Annotated in this window: 14 protein-coding genes and 1 pseudogene; 6 read left to right on the top strand and 9 right to left on the bottom strand. The window is 63.8% G+C overall.

Features of this window, described 5'->3' with window-relative positions:
* The first annotated feature begins 514 nt into the window (after positions 1 to 514).
* Complete coding sequence (locus KRR38_RS22330; protein ID WP_217405679.1) at positions 515 to 886, top strand: UvrB/UvrC motif-containing protein; 372 nt, start codon at positions 515 to 517, stop codon at positions 884 to 886.
* 27 nt (positions 887 to 913) lie between these two features.
* Here the strand turns inward: KRR38_RS22330 and KRR38_RS22325 are convergent, their stop codons facing one another.
* Entirely contained in the window at positions 914 to 1,939 is a 1,026-nt protein-coding gene (locus KRR38_RS22325) for an ATP-dependent DNA ligase (RefSeq protein WP_217405677.1), read from the bottom strand.
* 176 nt (positions 1,940 to 2,115) lie between these two features.
* On the opposite strand from KRR38_RS22325, the gene KRR38_RS22320 reads away from it, so the two are divergent.
* Positions 2,116 to 3,021 (top strand): Ku protein, encoded by a 906-nt coding sequence (locus KRR38_RS22320; RefSeq protein ID WP_217405675.1) that lies wholly within the window; start codon positions 2,116 to 2,118, stop codon positions 3,019 to 3,021.
* Positions 3,018 to 3,275 (top strand): hypothetical protein, encoded by a 258-nt coding sequence (locus KRR38_RS22315; protein ID WP_217405673.1) that lies wholly within the window; start codon positions 3,018 to 3,020, stop codon positions 3,273 to 3,275. Before KRR38_RS22320 ends, KRR38_RS22315 begins: the two co-directional genes overlap by 4 nt.
* Before the next feature lie 34 nt (positions 3,276 to 3,309).
* On the opposite strand, the gene KRR38_RS22310 is transcribed toward KRR38_RS22315, so the two are convergent.
* Positions 3,310 to 3,522 carry a KTSC domain-containing protein gene (locus tag KRR38_RS22310; RefSeq protein ID WP_217405671.1) on the bottom strand — a complete coding sequence of 71 codons (213 nt, stop codon included), beginning with the start codon at positions 3,520 to 3,522 and terminating at the stop codon, positions 3,310 to 3,312.
* 157 nt (positions 3,523 to 3,679) lie between these two features.
* On the opposite strand from KRR38_RS22310, the gene KRR38_RS22305 reads away from it, so the two are divergent.
* Positions 3,680 to 4,651, top strand: a complete 972-nt coding sequence (locus KRR38_RS22305; protein ID WP_217405669.1) for a GNAT family N-acetyltransferase — start codon at positions 3,680 to 3,682, stop codon at positions 4,649 to 4,651.
* A gap of 69 nt (positions 4,652 to 4,720) precedes the next feature.
* Positions 4,721 to 7,282 (top strand): DNA ligase D, encoded by a 2,562-nt coding sequence (ligD, locus tag KRR38_RS22300; protein WP_217405666.1) that lies wholly within the window; start codon positions 4,721 to 4,723, stop codon positions 7,280 to 7,282.
* A 120-nt stretch (positions 7,283 to 7,402) separates the two neighbouring features.
* Here ligD and KRR38_RS22295 read toward each other — a convergent pair whose 3' ends face one another.
* A complete protein-coding gene (locus tag KRR38_RS22295; RefSeq protein ID WP_217405664.1) occupies positions 7,403 to 7,666 on the bottom strand; it encodes a DksA/TraR family C4-type zinc finger protein in 264 nt (87 codons plus the stop codon).
* Positions 7,667 to 7,954: 288 nt separating this feature from the next.
* On the opposite strand from KRR38_RS22295, the gene KRR38_RS22290 reads away from it, so the two are divergent.
* The gene (locus tag KRR38_RS22290) at positions 7,955 to 9,019 is read left to right on the top strand and encodes a YihY/virulence factor BrkB family protein (protein ID WP_217405661.1); all 1,065 of its coding nucleotides are present in this window, start codon (positions 7,955 to 7,957) and stop codon (positions 9,017 to 9,019) included.
* Between the two features lie 301 nt (positions 9,020 to 9,320).
* Here the strand turns inward: KRR38_RS22290 and folE are convergent.
* From folE to KRR38_RS22260, 6 genes and pseudogenes are all read right to left on the bottom strand, one after another.
* Positions 9,321 to 9,933, bottom strand: a pseudogene (gene folE / locus KRR38_RS22285) (GTP cyclohydrolase I FolE).
* 261 nt (positions 9,934 to 10,194) lie between these two features.
* On the bottom strand, positions 10,195 to 10,980 hold the full coding sequence (locus KRR38_RS22280; RefSeq protein ID WP_217405659.1) for an SDR family oxidoreductase: 786 nt from the start codon (positions 10,978 to 10,980) through the stop codon (positions 10,195 to 10,197).
* A 10-nt stretch (positions 10,981 to 10,990) separates the two neighbouring features.
* Positions 10,991 to 12,181, bottom strand: coding sequence for a zinc-dependent alcohol dehydrogenase (locus KRR38_RS22275; RefSeq protein WP_217405657.1), 1,191 nt, complete (start codon positions 12,179 to 12,181; stop codon positions 10,991 to 10,993).
* A complete protein-coding gene (locus KRR38_RS22270; RefSeq protein WP_217405655.1) occupies positions 12,181 to 12,741 on the bottom strand; it encodes an SRPBCC family protein in 561 nt (186 codons plus the stop codon). The genes KRR38_RS22275 and KRR38_RS22270 overlap by 1 nt, the downstream gene beginning before the upstream one ends.
* A 150-nt stretch (positions 12,742 to 12,891) precedes the next feature.
* Entirely contained in the window at positions 12,892 to 13,092 is a 201-nt protein-coding gene (locus KRR38_RS22265) for a hypothetical protein (RefSeq protein ID WP_217405653.1), read from the bottom strand.
* Positions 13,089 to 13,838 carry a Crp/Fnr family transcriptional regulator gene (locus KRR38_RS22260; protein ID WP_217405651.1) on the bottom strand — a complete coding sequence of 250 codons (750 nt, stop codon included), beginning with the start codon at positions 13,836 to 13,838 and terminating at the stop codon, positions 13,089 to 13,091. The genes KRR38_RS22265 and KRR38_RS22260 overlap by 4 nt, the downstream gene beginning before the upstream one ends.
* Between the last annotated feature and the right edge of the window lie 132 nt (positions 13,839 to 13,970).

The following is a 13,970-nucleotide window of genomic DNA, read 5'->3' as shown; positions in this document are numbered from 1 at the left end:
GCGCATTCGCCAGCCTTGAGCGGATAGAGTGATGAGGTCATGAAAAAGGGCTCCTGGGAGCCGCAGCAACGCACCGAGGCGCGCGGTCGTTCCTCTGTGTCCGCGCGAGCCACCGGGTTTTGCCTGCCAGCTGCGGGTGCCTCGCAAGGCGGCGACCATGGCGAGGGCTGGCGGGCGCGCGCGATCGCCAAATTGGGTTCTGCCTTTCGCAGTGAAATCCATAGCCGGCCGTTTGGCCGATTGCGGTCTCGGGTCAGACGGGGCTCGCCGCGGAGTCGTGCGGGAGGCCGGCGCGAGCGATGACGGTGGTCCCGCTCCGCCCAGCCCATCCTTCCCGCGCGGGCACGCACTGGCCTGGCTGCCTTTGGCTCCGCGGCCGCAAGAGGGAAATCTTCCTGTCCAGGATCCATGATTCTCGTTCATCGGAAGTCAAGCGGTATGATCCCATGAGGGTTGTTTCACGGTTTCTCTGTCTCGACTTGCATGTTTTCGCACCCTCGTGCGTTGTTCGCTCATGTCCAGGATCAAAGAGCTCAGGCTGGCCATGGAACGCGCTGCGGCGGCGATGGATTTCGAGGAAGCCAGTCGCCTGCGCGACAAGATCAGCTTACTGCGCCTTAGCGATGCCAATGGCGATGCCGATGCCGAGACCGAAGACCTCGATCCGAGCGGGCTGATACGCCAGCAGCCCGGCGCCATGGGGCTCGGCACCAGCCAGCAGTCGATGACCCCGCCGGCGGGCTGGGTGCGCCCGAAGAAGCCCGATCCTCTCACTGCGAACCGCAATCGGCGCGCCGGCCAAGCTTCGTCGGGCAAACCGGACGCGGGCAAGACGCAGCCGCGCAACGGCGTTCCGGCCGACGACGATCCGGCCGACCGGCGGTAGATAAGCTGGCAGGGCCAGCGCCGGCCGCTAGCGGATCTCAAGTAGCTCGGACGGCCTCAGCGGATAGTCTAGCTGCTCCATCCGGCACTGGTGCGGCGCTTTGTCGGAGCGCCACCGCAAGAGCTTTGTACCATGACGGAATCGTCCGCCGGTGACTTGGTCGAAGCTGACTGCGACGATCAGCTCGCTGCGCAGCGGATACCATATTGACTGCTCGCCTTTGTTCCAGCGGCTGGGTCCGCCGGGCGCGTTGCCCGTAAAACCAGGCTCGGCGATCAGCTTCTCGAGCTTGTCCGTGAGGGCGGCCTTGTCCTTTCCCGCAAAGGCCGAGGTGAACCCCACGTAATTCAATTTGTCCTCCGCGTCATAGAGACCAAGCAATAGCGAAGCGACTTCGGGACCTGTTTTCGCCCGCCGGAAGCCGCCGACCACGCAGTCGGCGCTGCGCCGCTGCTTGACCTTGAGCATGGCGCGCTCGCCGCCGCGGTAAGGCTCGCCCAGCAGCTTGGCGATGACCCCGTCGAGCGCGCCGCCGCTGCCGGCAAGCCAGGACTTAGCCAGCTTGGCATCGCGCGTCGCGGGCGAGAGCGGCAGTCCGGGATTGCCTTCGGCTTCTACGAAAGCCTCGATTGACCCGCGGCGCTGGGCCAGCGGTGCACTGATGAGGTCCTTGCCGCCGAGCGCCAGGCAGTCGAACAACATAAGCTGTGCCGGCGTCTCCTTGGCGAGCTTGCGGATGCGGCTGTCGGCCGGGTGCAGCCGAGCCTGCAGCGCTTCGAACGACAGCACATCGCCGACCGGAAGAATGAGCTCGCCGTCGATGACGAAATCCTTGGCCTTCGTGTTCGCCAACAGCGCGGCGATCTCGGGAAAGAAGCGCGCCAGCGACTTGCCCGACTTCGACATGAGCTCCACCGCGTCGCCGTCGCGCGAGGCTATCGCGCGAAAGCCGTCCCACTTGGGCTCGAACTGCCAGTCGCCGTCACTGGGCAGTTCGCTCACCAGCTTCGCTTCCATCGGCGCGGTCTTGGCCAGTCGGTGCAACTTGCTCATGGAGGCCTTTCGGATGGCAACGGGCGCGCGCAGCTCGCTTGAGAAAACCGCGGCGCGGCGATTGGGTCCCGCGGCGCCGTGCGGCGCAATTTGAAGTTGCACATTGCCGCTGTGCGCGGACGTCCGGGAACGCTCGGACAGCCTGCGGATTATGCGAGTCTCATCAGGAGACGCTCATGGCCGCACGCCCCTATTGGAAGGGCCAGATTAGACTGGCTCTCGTATCGATCCCCGTCGAAGTCTATTCGGCGACCAAGAGCGGCGCCACGATCGCGTTCAACCAGATTCACGAGCCCTCGGGTCAACGTATCAAATATGAAAAGGTCGTCCCCGGCATCGGGCCGATCGATGTCGACGAGATCGTCAAGGGCTTCGAATATTCGAAGGGCGAATATGTCCTGCTCGACGAAAAGGAGATCGAGGGGGTCAAGCTTGAGAGCAAGAAGACGCTTGAGCTGACCCAGTTCGTCGATGCCCAGGACATCGACATGATCTATTTCGAAAAACCCTATTACGTCGTCCCCGCCGACGATCTCGCCGAGGAGGCTTTTATCGTCCTGCGCGAGGCGCTGCGGCGCAGCCGCAAGATTGGTCTTGGTCAGCTCGCCATGCGCGGCCGCGAATATGTCGTCAGCATCAAGGCCTGCGGGCGCGGCATGGTGATGGAAACGCTGCGTTATGCCGATGAAGTTCACAAGGCGGCGAGCTACTTCCGTGACATTGGCGATGCCGATCCCGACGAGGAGCTGCTCGACCTCGCCACAACCTTGATCGACAAGAAGACCGGCAAGTTCGACGCCAGCGACTTCCACGACCGCTACGTCGATGCGCTCAAAGAGCTCATCGAGCGCAAGAAAAAGGGCAAGACCCTCAACATCGAGAGCGCGGACAGCGGCGGCAAGGATGCGCGCGGCAGCAACGTCGTCGACCTGATGGCGGCGCTCAAGAACTCGCTCGGCAAGAGCGACACGGGCACGAAGAAACCCGCCGGCAAGGCTGCGGCCAAGGCGCCTGCCAAAAAGGAGGCCGCCAAGGCGCCGGCCAAGCCGCCCGCCAAGCCAGCGGCTCGCAAGCGGGCATGAGCGACGGCGATACAGCGCTCGTCATCCTGGACGACGACGATGCTGCGTATGCCGAAGGCGCGATAACACTGTGGAGCAACCTCCTGACAATGATCGGCATGCAGCTGCGTGAGACGGGCACACCGCGCGAGGACGTGCTGGGGATGCTGACCATGCTTCACGAAACCAATGAGGAGACCGTGCGTTCGCCGCGTGCCCGCGCTGCCGCCTCGCGCCACCTGATGGCGGTCTACCGCGTGCTTGCCGAGACCTAGCGGCGCCTCCTGCACAGCGCCCCGTCAGCAGCGCCTATGCGCCCGGACCGTAGCGCTTTCGTTCGGGATCGCGCCGGCCCTGGAAACGGCCCTTGATCCGCGTGTTGAAGAAGGCGCCGACCGAGGCCGCCTGGCACAGCGCTTCAAAGAGCGCCGCCGGCACGTCGTAGTAGACGTATTTGCCGGTCTGGCGGAACGAGACGCAGAGGCTATGCGCGTCGTCATCGTAGGCGACGCGTTCTATCATCGAAGACTGTTTGAACCGGCACGCTCGCATGGCCGTGCAGCGCGTCTGCGACTCGCGCGTTCCCAACCTTGCGGCGAGCCGATCAAGCGCGCGCTGAAGCGCGTCGAGTGGGGCAATTCTGGACGTATCGATCTGTGAACACTGGATTTTTGCAAAGATGGTAGACGAGACGGCGGACAGCTTGCGCGAGATGGCCCAGCATCGCGGGCTGAAGCTGGTCAAGTCGCGGCGCCGCAAGCCGGGGACTGGCGACTACGGCAAGTTTGGCCTGACAGACGATCAGGGCAAGCCCCTACTCGGAATTGGCGACGAGGGTCTGACCGCGAGCGCCGAAGACATTGAGAACTACCTGCGCGCCGGTGCCGCCAGCACCTGGCAGCAATCGGCCAAGATCCTGCCCGATCGGCCGGCGCCGCGGGGTAAGGTCAAGCGCGGCGAGCCGGACGCGCAGGACAGCGCGACATTTCGTCGCGGGCGCGGCGAGGCGGCTGGCGGAGTTTCGGTCGAGGGTTCGAAGGCTGCGGTGTCCCAGTCATCGCCCCAGCCTGAGAGCGAGCCCCAGCCGAAGTCCGAAGGCAAGCCCGCCCGTCCCGCGCGTCGGCGCGAGGCTACATCATGGAGTGGGTCTGAACCGGGTAACTCGAATTCCAATTCTCCAGACAGGCCCGCGGCCGCAAAATCGAAGCCGGTCGAGGTCGAGCCTGACCTGGTGCTGCGCGCGGCAAAACCGACCGATGCTGGCCCGCTGGCCAAGCTTCTGGGTCAGCTCAGCGGTCCTTCTGCAAGCAAGGATGAGGTCGCGCGCCATCTCGCCGCGCTGCGCAAGAGCGGTTCGGGCATCCATGTCGCCGAATCGGGGACCTTAGTCGGGTGTATCGGCTGGGCCGTCGTTTCGACGCTCCAGCGCGGTCCGGTCGGGCGGATCACTGTCCTCGTCATCGATGAGGCTCACCGCCGGCAGGGGATCGGAACGCTGCTGCTCGCCGAGGCTGAAGCCGCGCTCGCGAAAAAGGGTTGTGCGATTGTAGAGGCCATGAGCGACATCCAAATCAAGAATTCGCACAATTTCTTCCGAACTCTGAAATTCGATCAGATAAGCTACCGCTTCGCCCGCGCGATCGCGCGGTGACGTCGCCGCCGCGCGGCGGGAACGAGTCCGCCTTGCCGGGGATTTAGGTCGGGCAAACGGAACAGCGGCATGAAATCAGGCGCAGCGACCAGCACAAGACAGGCTGACACAAAGCAGGCGGAGGCGGCGCTCGCGCGCTACCGCGCGAAGCGCGACTTCGCGCAGACCGCCGAACCCGCCGGCGCGACCGAGCCCACAGCCGGCAATGGATTTGTCGTCCAGAAGCATGCCGCTACGCGGCTCCATTACGATTTTCGCCTGGAACTAGGCGGCGTCCTCGTTAGCTGGGCGGTGACGCGCGGGCCCAGCAACAATCCCGACGACAAACGGCTTGCGGTGAGGACCGAGGATCACCCGCTCGACTACGCACGCTTCGAAGGCACGATTCCAAAGGGACAATATGGCGGCGGCACCGTCATGCTGTGGGACAACGGCACCTGGGAATCGATCCCCGGCAAGGATCCGCGCGAGACCCTGCCCGAAGGTCACCTCCATTTCATCCTCCACGGCCGGCGCATGCAGGGCGAATGGATCCTGTTTCGGCTGAAGCCGCGCGGCAAGGAGAAGGGCGAAAACTGGATACTGCGCAAGGTCAGCGACGATTTCGTCGGCGGTTCGGACGATCTTGTCGGCATTCACCTGACCAGCATCGACAGCGGCCGCACCATGGACGAGATTGCCGCCGGCCTGGCGGCGCCCAAGCGCAGCGCCGCAGCCAAGTCTGCCGGGGCGGCGAAGACGCCCGCCCAAGCTAAAATACCGACCGAAGCGCGGTCGCCGGTCAAGGCCAAGAAGTCGCGCAAGGCCCTCGGGACTCTACCACCGTTCCAGCCCGTCCAGCTCGCGACCTTGGTTGACCGTGTCCCGCCGGGAGACCGCTGGCTCCACGAGCTTAAGTACGACGGCTACCGCACGCTACTCGCGGTCGGCAGCGGCGAAGGGCGGGCCTACACGCGCTCGGGCCTCGACTGGTCCGACCGGTTCGCCCGGCTCATTGCCGAGGCGACCGAGCTTGCCGCCGACAGTGCCCTCATTGACGGCGAAGCCGTAGTGACATTGCCCGACGGGCGGACGAGTTTTCAGGCGCTGCAGGCGGCGCTCAAGGGCGATCCCGGCAAGATCGACTACTTCGCGTTCGATCTCCTCGAGCTCAACGGCGAGGATCTCACCAGTCGCCCGCTGCTTGAGCGCAAGGCGTTGCTTGCCGGGCTCCTCGATGGGGTCAACGGCCGCCTGCGCTATTCGGACCATATCCTCGGCCAGGGCGAACAGCTGTTCGAGAGCTTTTGCGGCGCTGGGCTCGAAGGGGTGATCTCCAAGCGCGTCGATGCCAAGTATTCGGGCTCGCGCGCCGGCTCGTGGGTCAAGACCAAATGCATCCGGCGCCAGGAATTCGTCGTGGTCGGCTGGACACCCTCGGACAAGCAGCGCGGTTTCCGCTCGCTGCTGCTCGGCGTCAACGAAGATGGCATGCTGCGCTATGCGGGCAAGGTCGGCACCGGCTTCTCCGGTGATGAGATCGAGCGCCTCATGGAGATCATGGCACCGCTCGAGCAGAGCGAGGCCACCGTTCCGGCCCCCCGAGCAGCGGTGCGCGGCGCTCATTGGCTAAAGCCTCGGCTTGTCGCCGAGATCGCCTATATCGAATTCACCGATGAAGGCGTGCTGCGCCATCCGAGCTATCTCGGCCTGCGCGAGGACAAGAAACCCGAGGCCGTCGTGCTCGAAAAGGAGCAGCCGGTCGCCGCCGTCGCGGCCGCGCCGGCGACCAGCGGGGTCAAGATCAGCAACCGCGAGCGCGTGATCTTTCCCGAAGGCAAGCATACCAAGGGCCAGCTCGCCGACTATTACGAGGCGGTGGCGCCGATCATGCTCGAATGGGCCGGCAGCCGGCCCATCAGCCTCGTGCGCTGTCCGCAGGGCCGCGCCAAGAAATGCTTTTTCCAGAAGCACGATGCCGGCAGCTTCGGCGACGACGTCAAGCACGTCGCCATTCGCGAGAAGGACGGGCACGACGAGCCCTACCTGTTCGTCGATACGCCCGCTGGGCTGCTGACCTGCGTTCAGATGGGCACGATCGAGTTCCACGGCTGGGGTGCGCGGATCGAGGATGTCGAAAAAGCCGACCGTCTCGTCTTCGATCTCGACCCCGACGTCGGCCTTAAATTCGCAGATGTCGTCTCGGCGGCGTTCCACGTCCAGGACGTGCTGGCGCAGATGGGCCTCGTCACTTTCCCGATGGTGACGGGCGGCAAAGGCGTCCATGTCATCGCGCCGCTGACGCCGTCGGCCGAGTGGCCGCAAGTCAAGGATTTTGCACACCGTTTCGCGCTGGCGCTGGCGCAGGCCGAGCCCGCGCGCTTCACGGCAGCGCTGGCGAAGGCCAAGCGAACCGGACGAATATTCATCGACTACCTGCGCAACCAACGCGGCGCGACCGCGGTCATGCCCTATAGTGTGCGGTCGCGCGAATATGCGCCGATCGCGGTTCCGATTACCTGGGAAGAACTTCGCGGTCTCGCCAGTCCCGCGCGCTGGCACATCGGCGACGGCGCGGAAATGGTGCGTCGCGCGGCGTCGAAGGATCTCGCGCATTGGGGCCGGGCGGACCAAGTGCTTCCCGACCTCTGAACACTTTCATGATGCTCGCGTGGGCGGGTCTCTGACGAGCGGGTATGACACGACCGGTTTGGCATCGGGATTTTGCTGGCCGGCGTGCCTGCTGCTGTCTTGAAGGCCCTCGCCGGGCGGTCAGCGGAGCTGGCTGTCCTTGCTGCCACGGCGATTGATTGCGGAGAAGGTGGGGAGCTTGTCGCGCGCCGACTGGCATGGGACGCAGGTTCGCGCGCCAGGGAGCGCTTTGCGCCGCGCCGCGGGAATTTCCTCGCCACAATCTTCGCAATTTTCCAGGCCCTCGCCGCTGGGCATGCGCGCCCGCGCACTCTCAAGGGCATCCTTGATGCTGTCCTCTATCTGATCCTGAACGGCGCCGTCCGGCGCCCAGCCGTTGGCCATGCGTGTGTTCCCGGTAATCTACGAAAGTCTGAGATAGGAACGCTGCAGGGAGCAATCCAGTGCGATCAGCCTGCACCGACTGCCGCCTTCGCCGGCGCGCAACCGGCGCGCGATGCGACTGGGACATCCGTGACGGGCGGGAACGTCAGCCCTCTGGTCTCGTTGTGTAACTTGGCACCTCTGCCATAGGAGCGATCGCTTGTGTCTAACGCCGCTCCTCCAACTGCTGCGTCCAACTTGTCGTCATCTGACGCCCGGCAGGCCCAGTCCGCGACGAGCCCCTGGCGCATGCCTTTCAGCGCCTGGAAAGCTGTCGTCTGGCGCGCGGTGAAGGAAACCTCGGACGACAACGTCGGCTTGATAGCCGCCGGGGTCGCGTTCTACGGTTTTCTCGCCATGGTACCGCTCCTGGGCGCGCTGGTCCTCAGCTACGGCCTCGTCGCTGAACCCGCGACTGTCGTCGAAAACATGCAGGCCCTGATGCGGGTCATGCCGGCCGATGCTGCCAAGGTCATCGGCGAGCAATTGCTCAACGTGGTCGAGACATCGGATGGCAAGAAGGGCCTTGGCCTGTTGTTGGCGCTCGGGCTCGCACTGTTCGGTGCGCGCAACGGCGCGAGCGCGATCATCACCGCGCTAAACATCGCCTATGAGGAAAAGGAGAAGCGGGGCTTCTTCTGGGTCAACCTCCTCGCGCTGGTGATCACCGGGTGCGCCGTGCTTTTCGCCTTGCTGGCCGCATTTGCCATTGCACTCCTAGCACGGGTCGAAGCCCTGTTTCCCTACCTGCCCGAGACCGTGCTGACAGCCGGGCGGGTACTCGCCTATTTAGCGTTGCTACTCGCCGGCGCTGCCGGCGCCGCCACGCTATACCGCTATGCGCCGTCGCGCCGCAAAGCGCGTTGGGTGTGGATCAGCCCCGGATCGGTGCTCGTGTCCGTCCTGTGGCTGTGCCTGACGCTGGGCTTCGGGCTCTACGTGGCGAACTTCGGCAACTACAACGGCACTTACGGCTCGCTCGGCGCGGTCGTCGTCCTGCTAACCTGGCTCTATCTCTCGAGCTATGCCCTGATATTTGGCGCTGAACTCAATTCCGAGCTCGAACGCGAAACGGCGCGGGATACAACAGACGGCCCGGAGCGACCGATCGGCTCGCGCGGCGCGGCGATGGCCGACGATGTAGCCGGTGGGTCGATCGATCCCGATGAGGACGATCAGCCGCAACAAGCTGCGCCCAAGAAGCTATCGCGCTCGGCCGAAGTGGCGATCATGGGATTGGCCGTCCTGTACGTTTGGTTGACGGGACATTCGGACAATCGTCAACGATCGACCGTGCCGATCGCAGCCGACTAAGATGAAACGCAGGAGCCTTATTGAACGAGATCCCATAAAACTCGGCATCTTCCTACCGAAGATAAACCGCTCGAGCACTGTCCGTCGGGCGATTTCAGGTTCGAGGCAATGCCGTGCGAAATTCGTCCGCCCGAGGGGGCGTTTGAGCGCCCTCTTCCATGCGCTTTTTAGCGCAGGCGAACCTTGTCCTGACGGCCTCGGCGGGAAACTTGGATCGATCCTGGGTGGCTCGCGCTGATACTTACGCCGGGCACGGCTCCATCGCCATGGGGTTGCGGATGGCGACCAATCAAAGACTCGCTCAATAGCCCATCAAACTGAGGACTTCTTTGCGGCTGCTCGAATTCTCGAGGAATATGCCCAGCAATCGGCTCGTGATCATGCCAACGCCGGGGGTCCGCACGCCGCGTCCGGTCATGCAACCATGCTGCGCTTCGATGACGACCGCCACCGCCTGGGGCTTCAATGCGTCCCAGATGCATTCGGCGACCTCCGCGGTCAGGCGTTCCTGGATTTGCAACCGTTGGGCGAACCCATTGAGCACCCGCGCGAGCTTGGAAATGCCGACGACATGGTCGCGCGGCAGATAGGCGATGGAAGCCTTGCCGATGATCGGCGCCATGTGGTGCTCGCAATGCGATTGGAACGGGATGTCCTTGAGCAGAACGATCTCGTTGTAGCCCCCCGACCTCGTGAAACACGCGGCTCAGATGGATCGCGGGGTCTTCCTGATAGCCCTGGCAATATTCCTTCCAGGCGCGGCCGACGCGCGCTGGCGTATCCAATAGGCCTTCACGGTCCGGGTCGTCGCCCGACCAGCGAATCAGCGTACGGATGGCATTCTGGACTTCGTCGGGAACCGGCAGCTTGGCCTTTGGCGTCGAGGCGATGTCGCTGTCTTCATGGTCTATCATGCCTGTCTCCGCCATTTTGGAACGGATCATTCCGCCTCACTGGAGAAAGCGGCACGGCCGCCGTGGGTTCCAGCATTCGCTTGGGCTGTGTCCCAGCCAATGATCGGCTTGATTGGACGATCCGCCGATCGAGGATGCTGATCCTGGCGCCCGCCTGACTATCTTGGTCAGGTCGAAGCAACTCGTTCCTGACGAAAGCTGTCCCGCTATCGGCCGTCTCTGTTCGAATGCGGTACCCGCTCATAAGACGTCGCAAGCGCGCTACTTTTTCGCCGAGCCGGGCTCGGCCATGTGACGATGCTGTTCAGCGAGTACCGATGCGGGTGTAACATGGGCAAGGGTCGCCTGGACCTTGTTCTTCCAGCCAGAGACGATGTGGGCTTCGCCTTTCATCAAAGCCTCCCAGCCGTCGCGGGCAACGTCAGCCGGATCGCTCTTGCTGTCGGAAGCGCCGACGTTGGTGTCGAGCATGTCGGCGCGATCGAAGAATTCGGTCTCAACGGGCCCCGGCATAAGCGTCGTGACCGTGACGCCCTTGGCTTCCTTGATCTCGTTGCGGATCGCGTCTGCGAAGCTGTCGATGAAAGCCTTCGTGCCGTTATACACGGCTTGGAAGCTTCCCGGAATGAACCCGGCGATTGACCCGGTGATCAGGACCTTGCCGCCATCGCGCGCAACCATGTCCTTGAGCACTTTTTGGAGGAGGTAAATCGTGCCGGTCACATTGGTGTCGATCACCCGGCGCCAGTCGGCAACGTCCTGTTCGAGGAAGCCATGGCCCAGACCGCGCCCGGCATTGGCGCAAAGCAGGTCGACCTGCCGGCCGCCGCCCGCGGCGAGCAGTCGGTCGACGCCTTCCAATGTCGCAAGGTCCGCTTCGATCGAGGTTACCTCGACCCCATGCGAGCGAAAATCAGCCGCCGCCGCATCGATCAGCGGCTCATCGGCGACGACGAGGAGGTCGTAGCCATTCTCGGCGGCAATGCTGGCAAGCTCGAAGCCGATGCCCGTCGAGGCGCCGGTGACGATCGCAAATTTGTTAGCCATCTGGATTTCCTTATTCGGCGGCGAGCGCCAGGTCGGGCTTGAGCACGACTTTGGTCACTTCGTTCTGATTATCGTGGAACATCTTGTAGCCCTTCGGCGCGTCTTCGAGCGGCAAGGTGTGCGAGATGAGGAAGGTCGTATCGATCTTGCCCTCGACGACCGCGTTGAGCAGCGCCGGCATGTAGTGCTGGACGTGGGTCTGCCCGGTCTTGAGCGTCAGGCCCTTCTCCATGAAGGCGCCCAGCGGAAACTTGTCTACGAAGCCGCCATAGACCGCGGGCATCGAGACACGGCCGCCCTTTCGGCAGGCGAGGATCGCCTGGCGTATAGAATGCGTGCGGTCGGTGCCCAGGAACATCGACGCCTTGATCTGGTCGATGACGTTATCGACGAAAAAGCCATGCGCCTCGAGGCCGACCGCATCGATCACAGCGTCGGGACCAATGCCGCCGGTCATCTCCATGAGCGCCTCGTAGGTTTTCGATTCCTCGAAGTTGATCGTCTCGGCGCCGAACTTCCCGGCGAGTTCCAGGCGGTGGGGGAAGTGGTCGATGGCGATAACGCGCGCTGCCCCCATGAGAAACGCCGACTGCACGGCGAAAAGCCCGACCGGACCGCAGCCCCAGACGGCGACCGTATCGCCGGGCTCGATCTGGGCGTTTTCGGCGGCCATCCAGCCCGTGGGCAGGATATCGGAGAGGAAGAGAACCTTCTCGTCCTCGATATCGTCCGGCACGACGATCGGACCGACGTCGCTGAAGGGCACGCGGACATATTCGGCCTGGCCGCCGGCGTAGCCGCCAGTCATGTGACTGTAGCCGAACAGCCCCGACATGGGCTGGCCGTAGAGTTCTCGGCCGATGTCCTGGTTGTCGGCAGGGTTGCCGTTGTCGCAAGCTGAATATTGGTGCTTGCCGCAGTGGTAGCAGCTGCCGCAGGCGATGGTGAAAGGGACCACGACCTTCTGGCCTTTCTGCAGCGTGCTCTTGGCACCGGTCTCGACCACCTCGCCCATGAATTCGTGGCCGAGGATATCGCCCTTCTGCATCGTGGGAATGTAACCATCGTAGAGATGGAGGTCCGACCCGCAAATGGCCGTCGCGGTGATCTTGATGATCGCATCGCGTGGGTTGAGGATTTCGGGATCGTCGACCGTATCGACGCGGACGTCGTGCTTGCCGTGCCAGGTGAGCGCGCGCATCAGGCTTTCTCCTCCGCGAACTGTTTGGCGGTGCGCGACGAGGTCGCGATTTCGCCGGTTTCCATGAGTTGCTTGAACCGCCTGAGATCCCGGCGCGCCTGCAGGCGCGGCTCACGCTGGAACAGCTTGGCGATGAACTGACCGATTGCGCCGCCCGGCGGGTCGTAGGCAATCACGGCCCGCACTACTGTGCCGCGCGCGCCGGCGTCCTGGAATTCGATGCGCCCGGCGTTGGCGACATCGGCGCCTGGAGCAGACTGCCAGGTGATTTCCTTGCCAGGAACGTCCTTGGTAATGACCGATTCCCAGCTGACCTCCCGGCCAGCGGGGGCTTTCACGGTCCAGCGTGAGCGCGTCTCGTCGATAGGTTGGATCGAAGCGATGTTGTCCATCACGGCAACGAGATTGGCGCTCTGGCGCCAGAACGCATAGAGTTCCTCTGCCGGCCGATTGATAGTTACGCTCTCTGCGACAAGCGCGCGATCGGGATGCGTGTCCTTGGACGTCGTGACAGGTGCGTCGTCATGTCGCGCGCCGCCTGCATCTCTATGGGCTGTCATCATTTTTACTCCTGTGCGCTTGTCTTGCGAATGCGAGGGTGGGGGGAAAGTTCCTGTGTCAGGCGTATGGGGGACGGGGACACGACTGGCCGCAAGACGGAGCGTGCGCACGGTAGATGCTTAGGTTTCGCAGACTGCGCCCTCGCAGCGTCATGCCTCTGACTGGTTCGGCTGTTTATTCTGGGAGCGCGCGACCGCGGCGGCGTCGAGCAGGCTCTGGCCCGTGCTGGCGGCAGCATCAGGTGTCATGGTGACGGCGATGCCGGCGGGACCATCGAGGATAACGAGGCCTTCCTCGGCGACTGCTTGGCCGGGCTGGGTTTGTGGTTGGGGAATCGCAGGCTGGGTCATGATGGTCGATCCAATGTTGCGAGCGCATCCGAAGCCTGCTCGTCGATGTACAGATAGGACGAGTCGAATTGGCCGCGCGAGGCCAGCCGCTTTGGGTCGGGAATTTCGACCAGCGAGGAGCGGAACGTGCAGAGGCCCTCTTCTCGCATCGTGCGTATGACGCGGTTCACATGGACGTCCGTGAGGCCGCAGATCTCGGCAAGATCGTTTTGCGTCAGACCCAGGGCAAAGCGGCGGCCGTCGCTCAGGCCTGCGAGGACCAGACGCGCATTGGTTTCGCTCAGGAAGTGCGCGACCCGGCCCACCGCATCAAGCCGCCCAAGCCGAAACAGCCAGGCCCGGTGTATGGCGGCGTCGAGAAGCGTAGCGAACCAGAGCTTGCGTGCCATCTCCGGCGCATCACGCTCGATGGCCGCCAGTGCCTCGTGCGGAACTGCTGCGATAGTCGCCGCGGTCAACGAGGCGATATCGTGATCGAGTGTTCCGAGTGGATAGCCGTGAAGGTCGACGAAATCGCCCGGCACATGGATGGCGACAAGCTGACGCAGACCCCGGCGATCGTCCATGTAGCGGCACAGGAATCCCTCGATGAGCATGGTGCTATGCGTTAGTCTTTCGCCCGCGCGAACGAGGCGCGCGCGCGGTTCGACAAACCGGACGTCCATGATCGCCGCTTCAAGCCGCGCCCGCTCGGCTTCTTCAAGCCGAACGCCGCGACGGCCGCGCAGAAAACGTTCGGTAAACATCGATCGTCGGACTCCCGAGACGCATTGCGGTCTCGCCAGAGTCATAACGGGCATATGCGCGAGGCGTTGCGGCGACCCTCCAGGCAATCGTCTTGATGTAGATTAGTTTTGAGAGGGGCAAGCAACTCGCAG

This window comes from Novosphingobium sp. G106 (assembly GCF_019075875.1).
GTDB lineage: Bacteria > Pseudomonadota > Alphaproteobacteria > Sphingomonadales > Sphingomonadaceae > Novosphingobium.
The sequence above is the reverse complement of the archived record's forward strand: the minus strand, read 5'-3'. Positions and strand labels throughout refer to the sequence as shown.

Excerpts from the sequence above, each read along its gene's own strand:
- KRR38_RS22330 (WP_217405679.1), top strand. The coding sequence starts at position 515 with ATGTCCAGGATCAAAGAGCTCAGGCTGGCCATGGAACGCGCTGCGGCG.
- KRR38_RS22325 (WP_217405677.1), bottom strand. The coding sequence starts at position 1,939 with ATGAGCAAGTTGCACCGACTGGCCAAGACCGCGCCGATGGAAGCGAAG.
- KRR38_RS22320 (WP_217405675.1), top strand. The coding sequence starts at position 2,116 with ATGGCCGCACGCCCCTATTGGAAGGGCCAGATTAGACTGGCTCTCGTA.
- KRR38_RS22315 (WP_217405673.1), top strand. The coding sequence starts at position 3,018 with ATGAGCGACGGCGATACAGCGCTCGTCATCCTGGACGACGACGATGCT.
- KRR38_RS22310 (WP_217405671.1), bottom strand. The coding sequence starts at position 3,522 with ATGATAGAACGCGTCGCCTACGATGACGACGCGCATAGCCTCTGCGTC.
- KRR38_RS22305 (WP_217405669.1), top strand. The coding sequence starts at position 3,680 with ATGGTAGACGAGACGGCGGACAGCTTGCGCGAGATGGCCCAGCATCGC.
- ligD (WP_217405666.1), top strand. The coding sequence starts at position 4,721 with ATGAAATCAGGCGCAGCGACCAGCACAAGACAGGCTGACACAAAGCAG.
- KRR38_RS22295 (WP_217405664.1), bottom strand. The coding sequence starts at position 7,666 with ATGGCCAACGGCTGGGCGCCGGACGGCGCCGTTCAGGATCAGATAGAG.
- KRR38_RS22290 (WP_217405661.1), top strand. The coding sequence starts at position 7,955 with ATGCCTTTCAGCGCCTGGAAAGCTGTCGTCTGGCGCGCGGTGAAGGAA.
- KRR38_RS22280 (WP_217405659.1), bottom strand. The coding sequence starts at position 10,980 with ATGGCTAACAAATTTGCGATCGTCACCGGCGCCTCGACGGGCATCGGC.
- KRR38_RS22275 (WP_217405657.1), bottom strand. The coding sequence starts at position 12,181 with ATGCGCGCGCTCACCTGGCACGGCAAGCACGACGTCCGCGTCGATACG.
- KRR38_RS22270 (WP_217405655.1), bottom strand. The coding sequence starts at position 12,741 with ATGACAGCCCATAGAGATGCAGGCGGCGCGCGACATGACGACGCACCT.
- KRR38_RS22265 (WP_217405653.1), bottom strand. The coding sequence starts at position 13,092 with ATGACCCAGCCTGCGATTCCCCAACCACAAACCCAGCCCGGCCAAGCA.
- KRR38_RS22260 (WP_217405651.1), bottom strand. The coding sequence starts at position 13,838 with ATGTTTACCGAACGTTTTCTGCGCGGCCGTCGCGGCGTTCGGCTTGAA.